Below are 13,552 nucleotides of genomic sequence, written 5' to 3' on the forward strand. Positions count from 1 at the left end.
TCAGCTCCGCGCCGTCGCCCGGCGACGACGCCACGCACGCCAAGCAATCACGACGATGGCGACAAACAGCCACAGTGGCCAGAGCAGCGCCACTACAACGCCGGTGTCGAGCAGGCCCTGCCAGCCGCCGCGTAGCGCGTGGCCGATCCGCACGAAGAAGCCGGGGCGTTGCTGGGCAAACACGGCCTCGGGGTCGACGCGTTCGCTGTGCCGGACCTGCGAAGGCTGATAGAGCGACAGGTCGATCGTCGCGAACGCGATCCGGTCCTCGACTTCGCGCTGGGTCACGCGGGCCTCGTCGCGGGCCGCAAGCGCGCGTTCGCGGGCGGCGAATGCGTCGCCTTTGCGGTCCAGCCGGTCGCCGGTCTGCACTGCCTGGGCCAGCGATTGCTGCAGCTCCTGGCTACGCGCGTACGCCAGTTGCTGGCGCAGCAGGTCGAACTGCACGTCGCGCGCGTCGAAGTCGCGGCTGTCGAGAAATTTCATCTGCTTGGCGAGCTCGCGCAGGAACGTCTGCGCGCGGTCGCTGGGCACCCGCACGGTCAGCTCCCCTGCGGTGGTGTATTCGATCAGCTCCAGCAGCTTGCCATCGCCGATGCGGTGTCGCTGCACGCCCTGGGTCTCGGACCGGATCCGGTTGGCGACCACGAAGCCGCCTTGCGCAGCGGCGAGATCCTCGATCGCGAGCGCCGAGCGGTAGACGTCGTCGACCGCGAACCGCGCTTGGGCGGCAAGGATGAAGCGACGCGCGGGATCGGTCTGCGCCAGTGTGCCGGAGGCCATCTGCACGGCGGCATCGACCCCCGCTTCGGCCTCGGCGGCAGGTCCGGCGCCCGCCGCCGGAGACGACATCGCATCAGCTTGCATTGCCTCGGCCGGCGGCGGCGGAGCATCGGCCGCGTACTCGCTAGCGGTCTCACCCGAGGGCCGCGCGCAGGCAGCCAGCAGCACGCAGAGCAGGCCGGTCGACAGCAGCCGGCGATGACGGAAGACGGACATGGAGGTCTCCAGAAGAAGAGGCGGGGTGCAGCGTCAACGCGCGAGGCCGAGCATCGGGGCTGACGGTGCGACGCACAAGCAGGTCCCGGACCCTGCCATCGGTCACCCCTGTGCTTTAACGCGAAGCCAACATCTTTCAATCGCCGGCCCGCTAGCGTCATGCGCGACATATCCGTCACCTGGGGATCTTAGATGCGCCACCTGTTGCTCGCGACCGCGGTCGCGATGGGCCTTGCCGCCTGCGGCGACCGTCCGCCCACTGATACCACCGCCGCCACGCCGACCGCCTCCGCTGCCAAGCCGGTGTCGCTGGACGATGTGGAGCTGATTCCGCGCGATGCGCTGTTCGGCAATCCCGAGCGCGCCGGCGTGCAGCTCAGCCCCGACGGCCGCTACCTGAGCTGGCTTGCGCCGGTGGACGGCACGATGAACGTCTGGGTGGCGCCGGCCGACGATCCGGGCGCGGCGAAGGCGGTCACCCAGGATGCGGCGCGCGGGATCCGCAATTACTTCTGGTCCTATCAGCCCGGCACGTTGCTGTACCTGCGCGACACCGGTGGCGACGAGGACTTCCATCTGTTCGCCGTCGATATCGACAGCGGGCGCAGCCGCGACCTGACGCCATTCCCCAAGACCACCGCGCAGGTGGTCGGCATCAGCCATCGCCATCCCGATGCATTGCTGGTGGGCATGAACGATCGCGATCCACAGTGGCACGATCTCTATCGCGTCGACCTGGGGAGCGGCGCGCGCACGCTGGTGACGCGCAACGACGACCACATCGGCGGCTACCTGGCCGATGCCGATTACACGCTGCGCTATGCCTCGCGCTCGCGCCCGGACGGCGGGATGGACCTGCTGCGCCGCGACGGCGACGGCTGGGCGACGATTGAGGACGTGCCCTTCGAGGACGTGCTCGGCACCGGGCCGGCCGGGCTGACCGACGATGGTGCGACCTTGTACATGCGCGATTCGCGTGATCGCGACACCGCCGCACTGTTCGCGGTCGACACCGCCAGCGGCGAGAAGCGGCTGGTGCACGAGGATGCGCGCGCGGACATCGGCGACGCCCTGTCCGACCCGCGCACCGGTGTCGTGCAGGCGGTCTCGGCGAACTACCTGCGCGAGGCCTGGACGGCGGTCGACGACCGCATCCGCGCCGATCTTGAGACGCTCGAAGCGATCGGCCCGGGCGAGGTCTCGATCAACAGCCGCACACTCGACGATCGCCACTGGCTGGTCGCCTACTCGGCCGCCGAATCGCCGGTCGTCTACTACCGCTACGACCGCCCGGCCGAGGGCGGCGCAGGCACGCTGACCCAGCTGTTCTCAGGGCGTCCGGCGCTCGAGGGCAAGCCACTGGTGCCGATGTGGCCGCTGGAACTCAAGTCACGCGACGGACTGACCCTGGTCAGCTATCTCACGCTGCCCAAGCACGCCGACGCCGACAACGACGGCAAGGCCGACGCGCCGGTGCCGCTGGTGCTGCGCGTGCATGGCGGGCCCTGGTCGCGCGATGGCTACGGCTTCAAGCCGACAGACCAGTGGCTGGCCAACCGCGGCTACGCGGTGCTGAGCGTCAACTTCCGCGGCTCGACCGGCTTCGGCAAGCAGTTCACCAATGCCGGCAACGGCGAGTGGGCGGCCAAGATGCATGACGACCTGATCGACGCGGTGCAATGGGCGGTCGACAGCGGCGTGACCACTGCCGACAAGGTCGCGATCATGGGCGGCAGCTATGGTGGCTACGCGACGTTGGTCGGGCTGACGTTCACGCCCGACACCTTCGCCTGCGGCGTCGACATCGTCGGCCCGTCGAACCTCAATACCTTGCTGTCGACGGTACCGCCGTACTGGGCGAGCTTCTTCGAGCAGCTCGCCCGACGCATGGGCGACCCGCGCACCGAAGCGGGCAAGGCCTGGCTGACCGAGCGCTCGCCGCTGACCCGCGCCGATGCGATCACCAAGCCGCTGCTGATCGGTCAGGGTGCCAACGATCCGCGGGTCAAGCAGGCCGAGAGCGACCAGATCGTCGAGGCAATGACCGCCAAGTCGATCCCGGTCACCTACGTGCTGTTTCCCGACGAAGGCCACGGCTTCGCGCGGCCGGAGAACAGCACCGCGTTCAACGCGGTCACCGAGGGCTTCCTGCAAACGTGCCTGGGCGGACGGGCGCAGCCGATCGGCGACGACTTCGCAGGCTCGAGCATCACGGTGCCCACCGGTGCCGACCGCGTGCCGGGACTGGCCGACGCGCTGAAGACGCACACCCAGGACGTGCGCAAGTAACGCCGGCCCGATCGCCCGTCGCCGCCCGCGCGGCGGCGGGCCGAGGTCCCCCGATGTGTGCAGAGCATCGCAATCCGATGCGCCGCGTACGGCGCCGGCAGCATGCCGACCGCAGCGCGTTGTGCGATCAGCGCCGCTTGCCGCGCGCCGCGCTTGGCAGGGTCTGTCGCAAGGTCTCGAGGCCGTCCCACGGATGCGTGCCGAGCCGCTTGAGGCGGGCCGGTGTATTGCGCAGCGTCCACTGGTTGCCGGCCTTGACCCGGCCCAGCTCTTCCCAGCGCAGCGGCATCGCGACCGGGGCACCGGCCCGCGCGCGCAACGAGAACGAGGCCACCGCGGTCGCGCCGCGGCCATTGCGCAGGTAGTCGACGAAGATTCGCTCCTTGCGGAACTTCTTGGTCGCCGTCGCCACGTAGGTCAAGGGCTCGAGCTGCGCCAGGCTCTGCGCGAACGCCTGCGCGAAGGGCTTGACCACCGACCACGCGCAGCCTGGATTGAGCGGCACCACCACGTGCAGGCCCTTGCCCCCGGAGGTGCGCACGAACGATTCGAGGCCCACCTGCTGCAGTAATCCGCGGATCTGGCGCGCGGCCGCAACGATGTCGCGCCAGGCGATGCCCTCGCCGGGGTCGAGGTCGAAGACGATCCGATCGGCGATGTCGGGCGCCTTGGCATGCGCGCCCCAGGGATGGAACTCCAGCGCGTTGAACTGCACCAGTTCCAAGGCGGCAGCCGCGTCGTTGACGACGAGGTAGTCGCCGGCGCCGCCCGATTCCTCCTTCAGCCGCACTGTCTCCACCAGTTGCATGCCGGCAGTGTGGTGCTTCTGGAAGAAGCAGGCGCTGTCGATGCCGCCCGGGCAGCGGATCACCGACAGCGGCCGCCCGGCGATCTCGGGCAGCAACCAGTCCATGACGTTTTCGTAGTAGGCAGCGACATCGCCCTTGGTCAGGGTGTCGCCGGGAAACAGCACCTTGTCCGGGCTCGACAGCGTCGGCGGCGCGCGCCCATCGGCGGGCGCCTTGCCGGTTGTCGCCTGCTTCGCGGCTGCGCCCGCACCCGTGGCGGCGCGCTTGCGAGCAGGCGTCTTGCTGCGGGTCTGCGTTGCCATCTCGTCGTCTCCTTCGGGGCGCCGCGGTCGCTGTCGTACAGGTCCTCGATCGACTTGTCCGGCCGCACCGCCTTGAGCGAGGGCTGGCGCAGCAGGCCATGGCCGCCGGTGCCGCGCGAGAACACCTCGACCACGAAGCGCGGCGCGAACCAGCGCGCGGCGCGCAGGTCGGTGTCGTTGGGCGGCACGTGGACCGTCGGGGCATCGCGCCCGGCCTTGCCGATGCGCTGGGCGATCTCGTCGAGCAACACATCGCTGAAGCCCGAACCCACGCGCCCGGCATAGCGCCAGCCATGTTCGGGATCGGGACGCGCGAGCAGCAGCGAACCGAACCCGCTGCGGCTTCCCTTGGGCGGGGTGTAGCCGACCACTGCGTACTCGTCGCTGGCCAGTTCCTTGGTCTTGCGCCAGTCGTCGCCGCGCCCGGGGCGATAGCCACGGTCGCCGCGCTTGGAGATGATCCCCTCGAAGCCGGCCTGCGAGGCCAGCTCGATCGCGGTCGCCGCCTCGCCCTCGATGTGCGAGCTCCAGGCCAGGTGCGCGGGCGGCGGATCGCCGAGGATGCGCTGCAGCAGCGCCTTGCGTGCGAACAACGGCGCCTCGCTGACGTCGACCCCATCGACATGCAGCAGGTCGAACAGGACCAGCGCCAACGCACCCTGGCGCTCGCCCGACAACGTCTGTTGCAGCAGGTTGAAATCCGCGCGCGCGCCGCGCCCGGCGATCAGCTCGCCATCGAACGCGGCCGAACGCAGCCCGAGCTGGGTCAGCGCTTCGGTGATCTCGGGCACCTTGGCGGTCCATTCGAGCGCGTTGCGCGACCACAGCCGCACCTTGCCGCGTGCGATCGTCACCAGCAGCCGGTAGCCGTCCCATTTGAGTTCGTGCAGCCAGGCCTCGCCGGTGGGGGCGCTCTCGCCGAGCCTGGCCAGCTGCGGCGCGAATGGGCCGTCGGGCGCGGCGGCACGGCGGGCGCCGTCGAGCTTGCGTGCGGCCGCCGCCCAGTCGTGCTTGCGGCGCGTGGCGACGGCGACCTCACGCTCGCCACGCTTGCGCGCCTTGCCGGTGCCGGCGCGTTTGGCGTCCTCGGGGGTGGCGGCGCGATGTCGCCGAGGAGGTCGTCGGCATCCAGCTTGCCGGCGTACGCGTCGCGGTCCTTGAACAACAGCCACTGGGGCTGTCTGCCCGGTCGCGCGGTGCGCACCAGGTGCCAGCGGCCCTTGAGCTTGCGGCCGAACAGTTCGAAGCGCAGATGGCCCTTGGCCAGCGCCTGTTCCGGGTCACCGTCCGCGACCCAGGCGCCGGTGTCGAACCTGGCCACGTGGCCCCCGCCGTACTGGCCCTTGGGGATCTCGCCCTCAAAGCCGGCGTAATCCAGCGGATGGTCTTCGACCTGCACCGCCATGCGCTTGACGTCGGGGTCGTAGCTCGGCCCCTTGGGCACCGCCCAACTGCGCAGCGCATCGCCCACCTGCAGGCGGAAGTCGTAGTGGCGGCGGCTGGCATGATGCAGCTGCACGACGAAGATCGCCCGCTTGCCGCGCGGTGCGGCCTTGCCCGGCTCCGGCTCGCGGGTCGTGTCGAACCTGCGCTTGCGGCTGTACTCGGCGAGGGTCATGGCGTCATGAAGCCTTGCGCACGGCCTTCTTCGCGGTCTTCTTGCTGGCCTTGGCGGCGCGCTTCTTGGCCGGCGCCTTCTTCCGAGCCGGGGTCTGCTTGCTCGCGGTCTTCTTGGCCGGCGTGCGCTTGTTGCTCTGCAGGCTCTGCTCGAGCAGCGAGACGAAGTCGACCACATTGGTCGCCGCATCCTCGCGAGGCGCGGGCTCCTCGGTCACGCGCGTGGTCGCGCCCTTGGCCTTGATGCGCTTCTGGATGATCTGGGCCAGCCGCTCGCGGAACTCGTCGTGATAGCCCTCGGGGTCCCAATCGGCCGACATCGACTCGATCAGTTGCGTGGCCATCTGCACTTCCTTGTCGGCGATGCGGTACTTGGACGCATCGCCGGTGGGCAGCTTGTAGTCGTTGGGATCGACCAGCTCCTGCGGATAGCGCAGCAGCATCAACACCAACGCATCGTCCTCGGGCAGCACCGCGCACAGGTACTCACGCGTGCGGATCACGACCCGGGCGATGCCGATCTTGCCGGTCTTCTTCAACGTCTCGCGCAGCAGCACATAGCCCTTCTCGGCCTTCTTGCCCGGCACCAGCACATAGGGCTTCTCGTAGTAGCGTGTGCCGATGCTGCCGGCATCGACGAAGGCCTCGACATCCACCGACTCGTGCGACTCGGGCGCAGCCGAGGCGATGTCCTCCTTTTCGATGACGACATAGCTACCCTTGTCGTACTCGAAGGCCTTGACGATCTCCTTCCACGGGACCTCTTCGCCGGTGTCGGCGTTGACGCGCTCGAAGCGGATCGGCTTCTTGTCGCGCGAATCGAGCATGCGGAAGCTCAGATCGGTTCGGCGCTCGCCCGACATCAGCGAGACCGGGATGTTGAGCAGGCCGAACGACAGCGAGCCGGACCAGATGGGACGTGCCATGGGATCTCCGATGCGCAGCGCAGCGCGAATGTGCGCGACCTGCACGGCATGGCGGGACGCGGTTCTCGCAGGCTGGCAAAGCACTCGTGGACCCCGCGTCAACCTCGCTGCCGCGTAGCTTGTGGTCGAGCAAGACACGACGGCGGATGGAGCCGCGCCGCCTCGAACCGCCGGACCGCCCCAAGGGGCGACCGACCCTGCGCACCTGGGGCACCCTGCACGCGGCGCTTTCACGCACAGTTGCGCCTTCCGGCGCACAGTGACGCGCATGAACCCAGACCACGACATCGACAAGACGCCCGACGAACGCGACCGTGCGCCGACCCCGGCCTCGCCGGAAGACGCGCGCGAACATCGTGGACACCGCGAACGGCACGAAGAGAACACCCACGACGAGGCGCTGGAGGAGACCTTTCCGGCCAGCGATCCGGTCTCGCCGTTCGTGCCGGCACGCGATCCGGAGTAAGGGTGCAAAGGCGCCTGGGGACCGCCGTGCGCAGGCCCGGCGGCCAGCACGTCGGCTGCGTGCCGGCCATTGGGGTCGACCCTACCCGCACGAGGCGGCCAGGCCCCTATAATCGCCGGCTGTAATCGTTTACACAGGATCGACGATGCGTCTTGACGACCGGCTGGAAGCGCTGCTCGCCCGTATGACCGTGGAGGAGAAGGTGGGCCAGCTCGGCATCTTCGCCGACATGCTGCGGCCGTTCGCCGCCGACGTGAATCCGGAGATGAACGAGCTCAACGCCGGTGAACTGCGCGAGCGCATTCGGGCCGGGCACGTCGGCGCGGTCTTCAATGGCGTGGGCGCCGCCCAGGGGCGCGAGGCGCAGCGCATTGCGGTGGAAGAGAGCCGGCTCGGCATCCCGCTGCTGATGGGCGCCGACGTGATCCACGGCATGCGCACGGTGTTCCCGATTCCGCTGGGCGAAGCGGCGAGCTTCGAGCCTGAACTGGCCCGGCGCACCGCACGCGCGGCCGCGATCGAGGCCACCGCCTGCGGCCTGCACTGGACCTTCGCCCCGACGCTCGACATCGCCCGCGACCAGCGCTGGGGCCGCGTGGCCGAGGCCGCCGGCGAGGACGTGGTGCTGGCGAACGCCTTCGCGGCGGCGCGCGTGCGCGGCTTCCAGGGCGAGGATCTGACCGCCGACGACGCCCTGCTGGCGAGCCCCAAGCACTTCGTCGGCTACGGCGCGGTGATGGGCGGGCTGGACTACAACAGCGTCGAGATCTCCGAAGGCACGTTGCGCGACGTCCATCTGCCGCCGTTCAAGGCCGCGATCGATGCCGGCGCGCTGACGGTCATGAGTGCCTTCAACGACATCAACGGCGTGCCGGCCTCGGCCCACGACGGCCTGCTGACCGACCTGCTGCGCGGCGAATGGAAGTTCGGCGGCTTTGTGGTCTCCGACTACACCGCCGATTTCGAGCTGGTCGCGCACGGCTTCGCCGCTGACGACCGCGAGGCGACCAAGCTGGCGTTCACCGCCGGGGTCGACATGAGCATGCAGAGCGGGCTCTACGCCGCGCACCTGCCAGACCTGGTCGCTCGTGGCGAGGTGTCGATGGCGACACTCGACGAGGGCGTGCGCCGGGTGTTCGCGGTCAAGCAGGCGATCGGCCTGTTCGACAATCCCTACCGCTCGCTCGACCCCGAGGCCGAAGCCGCGCTCGATCCCCAGGCACTGCACGGCGCGCTGGCGCGCGAAGCTGCACAGCGTTCGATCGTACTGCTCAAGAACGACGGCAACCTGCTGCCGCTGAAGAAGGCCGGGCAGAAGATCGCGCTGATCGGGCCCTACGCGCGCGACCGCGACAACATCGAGGGATGCTGGACCCTGTTCGGCGACAAGCGCCTGCACGTGAACCTCGAGGACGGCCTGCGCGCCGCGCTCGACGACGGCGACGCGCTGACGGTGGTCGACGGCAGCGGCATGGAGAACGCGGTCGACGGCGGGCTCGACGCCGCGGTTGCTGCCGCGCGCGAGGCCGATGTCGTACTGCTGGCGATCGGCGAACCGCAGAACTACAGCGGCGAGGCGCAGTCGCGCACGCAGATCGTGATCCCGGCCGCGCAGCAGGCGCTGGCCGAGGCCGTCGCCGCGACCGGCACGCCGGTCGTGGTGCTGCTGCGCCACGGCCGCGCGCTCGCGCTGCACGGCGCGGTGCGCGATGCACAGGCGATCCTGGCGACATGGTTCCTCGGCACGGCGACGGGACCTGCGATCGCCGACGTGCTGTTCGGCGACTACAACCCGTCTGCGCGTCTGCCGGTGAGCTTCCCGCGCGACTCGGGCCAGCAGCCGCTGTACTACAACCGCCAGCGCACCGGCCGGCCCGAGCTGCCGGAGATGAGTGAGTTCAAGAGCCGTTGGCGCGAGATGCCGCACAGCCCGCTGTACCCGTTCGGCCACGGGCTGTCGTACACCCGCTTCGAATACGGCCCGGTGCAGCTGTCGACCGACACGCTCGACTGGGACGGCACGCTGACCGTCTCGGCGACGCTGCGCAACGCCGGCGAGCGCGCCGGCGAAGAAGTCGTGCAGCTGTACATCCACGACCGCGTCGCCAGCCGCGTGCGCCCGATCCGTGAGCTCAAGGCCTTCCGCAAGGTCGCACTCGCTCCGGGGGAGGAGACCACGGTCGCGTTCGAACTGCATCGCGACCAGCTCGCCTTCACTACCCGCAGCGGCGCGTTCGCAGCCGAGCCGGGGCTGTTCGACGTGTGGATCGCCCCGCATTGCGAGGCCGGCGAGGCGGTGCAGTTCACCCTGCGCGGGGCCTGACACGCGCAGCGGGCGCCCGCGCCCGGATCATGGCCGCAGTCGCCGCGCGCGGCGACTGCTCCCGCCTCTCAGTCCGCGTCTGCGGCGTACTGCTTCTCTTCGATGAAGCCGGCGCCGGCCAGGCGGTTGATGGCGTTCTTGAGCTCGACGCGGGCGTGGTTGGTCGTGGCGACGGCGCGCGCGAGGCGGATGAATTCGTCGTCGAAGGTCTGGCTGCGCTCGCGGTCGCGCAGGCCGTCCTGGATGTCCCACATCGTCGCGTTGACCGCCTTGAGCTCGGCCTTCAGCGATGCGAAGCCGGGATCGCCCGCTTCGACGCCGCGCCAGGGCGTCAGCAGCGCGTCGAGTTCGGTGCGCACGTGCGCGAGCTTGTCGGCATCGTCGAGCCGCTCGGCCTTGATTTCGAGGATGGTGATCTTGTCGGCGAGTTCGCCGACCGATACCGGGGTCATCACTGCGCCCATGTCTGTCTCCTCGTCGCTGGCAAGCCGCTCATTCTAGTCGCGTGCCGCCGCCGCGGCCTGGTGGATGGCCGGGATCGTCCAGCCCTGGACCAGCGCGTACAGGATGCGGCGGTCTTCGTCGTCCAGCCCGCCGCTCGCCTGGGCGCGATAGCGCATCCGGAACGCGCGCGCGGTCGCGTCCGGATCGTCGATCGAATAGCCCAGCGTGTGCAGCGCCTGCAGCGTATCGAAGCCTGCCGGCGCTGGCGGCGTGCCGTCCTGCGGCCAAAGGCCGTAGCCGTGCTCGGCGAGGCGGCGCCAGGGGAAATGCACGCCCGGGTCGATCTTGCGCGTGGGCGCGAGGTCGGAATGGCCGATGACGTTCTCCGGCGCGATCCGCCAGCGCGTGCGCAGGTCCTCGAGCAGCACCAGCAGGCTCTCGATCAAGGGCTCGGCGAACGGCTCGCGGCCGTTGTTGTCGAGCTCGATGCCGATCGAGGCCGAATTGACGTCGGTGATCGCGCCCCAGCGGCCGGCGCCGGCGTGCCAGGCGCGATCGAGGTCGGACACCAGCTGGTAGCGCTCGCCGTGTTTGCCGATCAGGTAGTGCGCACTGACCCGACCACCGCTGTTGGCGGTGCGCAGCGTGTCGAGACTGCGTTCGACCGAGTCCTGCTCGGTGTAGTGCAGCACCACCAGCACCGGCCGGCGCGCATCGGCGTTGGCCGACGGCACCCAGGTGGCGAGCGGATTGCGCGGGGCCTGGTGGGCGCAGGCCGACAGCAGCAGCGCGGCGACGAGGAGAGAAAGGAGGCGCATCGCCGCATTGCACCCGTTCGCCGCCGCGGGCGCAACCCGGGCGGCGGCGCAGAGGCTGTCAACGCGCTCAGCGATCGAGCAGCACGCGGACCAGGGTGCCTTCGGGCAGGCGTTCGACGCGCAGCTCGTACCAGCAGCGGTCGCGGGCGAGCCGCTCGCACTTCCACGATAGGAAATCGAGCGACCAGGTGAGTGGCGAGGCGCCGCTGCGTTCCAGGAACTGCGCCAGCGGAAACACCGCCTCCTGGCGACGGTCCTCGCGCAGCGACCACGCCGTCCAGTGCAGCAGCCAGTCGTAGTCGGCTTGGGGGACCTCGGGTTGCATCGGGGATGTCTCGCTGTCGATCAGGTGTCGCCTGCATGGCGTCGTCATCAGGCATGCGGCGGACGTTCGCGGAAGATGCGCACCTGCTCGATGCCGCCGGGCAACGTGTGCGTCTGGAGTTCGTACCACTCGCCGGTGCGGATCAATCTGTCGCTGGCCCAGGACACGAAGGCGAACGCCCAGTCCTGCTCCGCCATGCCGCTGCGGTGCACGAACACGTCGAGCGGCAGATCCAGCCGCTCGCCTTGTGGGCACGGTTCCCACCCGGGCAGTCCGGCCATCCAGTCGAATGTGGTACAGGGCGGCATGAGAAAACGCACCCGCCCGCATCGCCGTGGGCGATGCAGGCGGGCGCCTGGGACCTCTACTGGCGCGCGACCAGGGTCAGGCCCGCGTACGTGCCGGTGAGGCGGATGTAGTACTTGCCTGCCTGCGGCGCGGTGAAGCGGACGGTCTCGGTATTGCTCTTGGCACGCGTGGAGAACGCATCCCGGTCGGTGGCGGTCGGGACCCGGCCCCGGGCGACATGCATCGACACATCGCCCGTGCCGCCGAAGGTCATGAAGGTCAACACCGTGCCGGCCTTCGCCTCGAACGTGTAGAGCGCGTCCTCGGCGCCCGCAGACAGGCCACGCAGCTCGACCTTGTTGGTCAGCGGCACTTCCAGTGGTGCGCAGTCGCTGGTGCACGGCGGCTGCGTGGCGCGATGCAGCAGCTGGGCCGCATCCAGAATGCCCGCCCCCATCGGCGTGTTGGTGGGAATCGCCGCAGGAAACGGCCGCGCGGTGCGGCGCAGCAGGTCACGCATGTCGCTCCAGTTCAATGGCGTCTCGACGACGCTCTGCACCATGGCCGCGGCTGCGGCGACATGCGGCGAGGCCATCGAGGTGCCGGTGTAGCCGCCCAAGACCCAGTCGCTGGTCGGGCGCGTGGTGCCGGCATTGAGGACCTGGAAGATGTAGCCGTTGGGATCGCCATCGACATCGCCGCCACCGCCCGGTGCCGACAGGTCGACTCGGGGGCCCCAACTGGAATAACTGGCCTTGCCACCGGTGACGCGAGTCGCGCCGACCGAGATGACGCCCGTGCACGAGCTCATGGTGTAGGTGCCGGCATTGGCGTTGGAATTGCCGGCCGCCACGACGATGATCGAACCCTGCGCGTTGATCTTGTCGATAGCGTCCTGGTATAGCGCCGGGCAGGCCTGCGGGCCGGTACTGCCCAGGCTCATGTTGATGATCTCGGCCGGATTGGGGTTGGCGGGCACGCCCTCGACCGGCAGGCCGGCGGCCCACATCATGCCGTCGGCGATGTCGCTGCCGTAGCCACCGCACGAGCCGAGCACGCGCACCGGCACGACCTTGGCACCGTGGGCGAGGCCAGCCAGACCGGCGCCGTTGTTGGTCTGCTGGGCGATCGTGCCGGCGACGTGGCTGCCGTGCCAGGAGCTGTCGCGCGGCGCATTGCCCTGCGCGCCCAGTGCGGTGCAGTAGTTGGCCTCGACCCAATCGCCCACGTCCCAGCCGCCGGCCACGCGGGCATCGGTGTCGCGGCGGGAAATGCGCCGATCGCTGATCATGTCGTAGCCAGGCAGGACATTGACCGCGAGATCGGGATGGTTTTCGACGATGCCGGTATCAACCACCGCGACCACGACACCTTCGCCGGTGGAGATGTCCCAGGCCTGCTCGGCGCGCACGCCGCCGGTCGGGTCCTTGAAGTTCCACTGGAAGCGCGTGTACTCAGGATCGTTGGGCACGGCGGCCGGCATCACCGTCGGCGCGCGCGCGACATCGGCGCGCTGGTAGAGCCGGTCGACCTCGACCCGGAGCACGCCGGGCTCGGCCGACAGTTCGCGGATGAAGCTCGCACGCTCGGACTCGGTCATCGCGCGCGAGGCCTGCACCACGTGCCAGCCAGGCGCAGCCATGCTGCGCAGCACGCGCGCGGTGGCGGCCGGGCGTGCGGCCGAGGTCGCGGTCGCAGCGACCGCGCTCGACAGGCCGGCGCGGCGGACGCTGGTCGTCAGCGCGCTGCCCAGGGCCGCGCGCCCCTGCGCCGACGCTTGACTGGTCTTGACGACGAACCGCTGGCCCGCCGCCGCAACGGGCTGCTTTTCGCCGGCCAGATCGCGGGTCACGCTACGGTCGAGGCGAGGGCCTGCGGCCTGCGCGCCGCCGGTCAACAGGATGGCGGCGATCGCCGCGCCAAGGGTGGTCTGGATACGCATGGAA

The 13,552-nt window shown here is 69.8% G+C and carries 10 protein-coding genes and 1 pseudogene; 3 read left to right on the top strand and 8 right to left on the bottom strand.

Going from position 1 to position 13,552, the window contains the following annotated elements:
• Nucleotides 1-999, bottom strand: a complete 999-nt coding sequence (locus tag BEN78_06200) for a hypothetical protein (GenBank protein ASR43032.1) — start codon at nt 997-999, stop codon at nt 1-3.
• A gap of 192 nt (nt 1,000-1,191) precedes the next feature.
• On the opposite strand from BEN78_06200, the gene BEN78_06205 reads away from it, so the two are divergent.
• Nucleotides 1,192-3,288 carry a peptidase S9 gene (locus BEN78_06205; GenBank protein ASR43033.1) on the top strand — a complete coding sequence of 699 codons (2,097 nt, stop codon included), beginning with the start codon at nt 1,192-1,194 and terminating at the stop codon, nt 3,286-3,288.
• 127 nt (nt 3,289-3,415) lie between these two features.
• Here the strand turns inward: BEN78_06205 and BEN78_06210 are convergent.
• Together BEN78_06210 and BEN78_06215 are read right to left on the bottom strand one after the other, a co-directional pair.
• Nucleotides 3,416-6,017 (bottom strand): annotated as a pseudogene (locus tag BEN78_06210) (DNA ligase D).
• Nucleotides 6,018-6,021: 4 nt separating this feature from the next.
• The gene (locus BEN78_06215; protein ID ASR43034.1) at nt 6,022-6,942 is read right to left on the bottom strand and encodes a Ku protein; all 921 of its coding nucleotides are present in this window, start codon (nt 6,940-6,942) and stop codon (nt 6,022-6,024) included.
• 286 nt (nt 6,943-7,228) lie between these two features.
• Here BEN78_06215 and BEN78_06220 point away from each other — a divergent pair, with 286 nt between their 5' ends.
• Both BEN78_06220 and BEN78_06225 read left to right on the top strand, forming a co-directional pair.
• Nucleotides 7,229-7,408, top strand: coding sequence for a hypothetical protein (locus BEN78_06220; GenBank protein ASR44957.1), 180 nt, complete (start codon nt 7,229-7,231; stop codon nt 7,406-7,408).
• Between the two features lie 145 nt (nt 7,409-7,553).
• Nucleotides 7,554-9,731, top strand: a complete 2,178-nt coding sequence (locus tag BEN78_06225; protein ID ASR43035.1) for a beta-glucosidase — start codon at nt 7,554-7,556, stop codon at nt 9,729-9,731.
• Between the two features lie 68 nt (nt 9,732-9,799).
• On the opposite strand, the gene BEN78_06230 is transcribed toward BEN78_06225, so the two are convergent.
• From BEN78_06230 to BEN78_06250, 5 genes are all read right to left on the bottom strand, one after another.
• Nucleotides 9,800-10,195 carry a hypothetical protein gene (locus BEN78_06230; GenBank protein ASR43036.1) on the bottom strand — a complete coding sequence of 132 codons (396 nt, stop codon included), beginning with the start codon at nt 10,193-10,195 and terminating at the stop codon, nt 9,800-9,802.
• Between the two features lie 33 nt (nt 10,196-10,228).
• Entirely contained in the window at nt 10,229-10,993 is a 765-nt protein-coding gene (locus tag BEN78_06235) for an N-acetylmuramoyl-L-alanine amidase (protein ASR43037.1), read from the bottom strand.
• Nucleotides 10,994-11,060: 67 nt separating this feature from the next.
• Entirely contained in the window at nt 11,061-11,318 is a 258-nt protein-coding gene (locus BEN78_06240) for a hypothetical protein (GenBank protein ID ASR43038.1), read from the bottom strand.
• Between the two features lie 47 nt (nt 11,319-11,365).
• Nucleotides 11,366-11,599 (bottom strand): hypothetical protein, encoded by a 234-nt coding sequence (locus BEN78_06245; protein ASR43039.1) that lies wholly within the window; start codon nt 11,597-11,599, stop codon nt 11,366-11,368.
• A gap of 83 nt (nt 11,600-11,682) precedes the next feature.
• Nucleotides 11,683-13,548 carry a Subtilisin-like serine protease gene (locus tag BEN78_06250; GenBank protein ID ASR43040.1) on the bottom strand — a complete coding sequence of 622 codons (1,866 nt, stop codon included), beginning with the start codon at nt 13,546-13,548 and terminating at the stop codon, nt 11,683-11,685.
• Nucleotides 13,549-13,552 lie beyond the last annotated feature (4 nt).

Source organism: Xanthomonas citri pv. mangiferaeindicae, from assembly GCA_002240395.1.
Lineage (GTDB): Bacteria > Pseudomonadota > Gammaproteobacteria > Xanthomonadales > Xanthomonadaceae > Luteimonas > Luteimonas citri_A.

What these genes read in the sequence shown, in the direction of transcription:
- BEN78_06200 (ASR43032.1), bottom strand. Translation starts at nt 999, where the DNA reads ATGTCCGTCTTCCGTCATCGCCGGCTGCTGTCGACCGGCCTGCTCTGC.
- BEN78_06205 (ASR43033.1), top strand. Translation starts at nt 1,192, where the DNA reads ATGCGCCACCTGTTGCTCGCGACCGCGGTCGCGATGGGCCTTGCCGCC.
- BEN78_06215 (ASR43034.1), bottom strand. Translation starts at nt 6,942, where the DNA reads ATGGCACGTCCCATCTGGTCCGGCTCGCTGTCGTTCGGCCTGCTCAAC.
- BEN78_06225 (ASR43035.1), top strand. Translation starts at nt 7,554, where the DNA reads ATGCGTCTTGACGACCGGCTGGAAGCGCTGCTCGCCCGTATGACCGTG.
- BEN78_06230 (ASR43036.1), bottom strand. Translation starts at nt 10,195, where the DNA reads ATGGGCGCAGTGATGACCCCGGTATCGGTCGGCGAACTCGCCGACAAG.
- BEN78_06235 (ASR43037.1), bottom strand. Translation starts at nt 10,993, where the DNA reads ATGCGCCTCCTTTCTCTCCTCGTCGCCGCGCTGCTGCTGTCGGCCTGC.
- BEN78_06240 (ASR43038.1), bottom strand. Translation starts at nt 11,318, where the DNA reads ATGCAACCCGAGGTCCCCCAAGCCGACTACGACTGGCTGCTGCACTGG.
- BEN78_06245 (ASR43039.1), bottom strand. Translation starts at nt 11,599, where the DNA reads ATGGCCGGACTGCCCGGGTGGGAACCGTGCCCACAAGGCGAGCGGCTG.
- BEN78_06250 (ASR43040.1), bottom strand. Translation starts at nt 13,548, where the DNA reads ATGCGTATCCAGACCACCCTTGGCGCGGCGATCGCCGCCATCCTGTTG.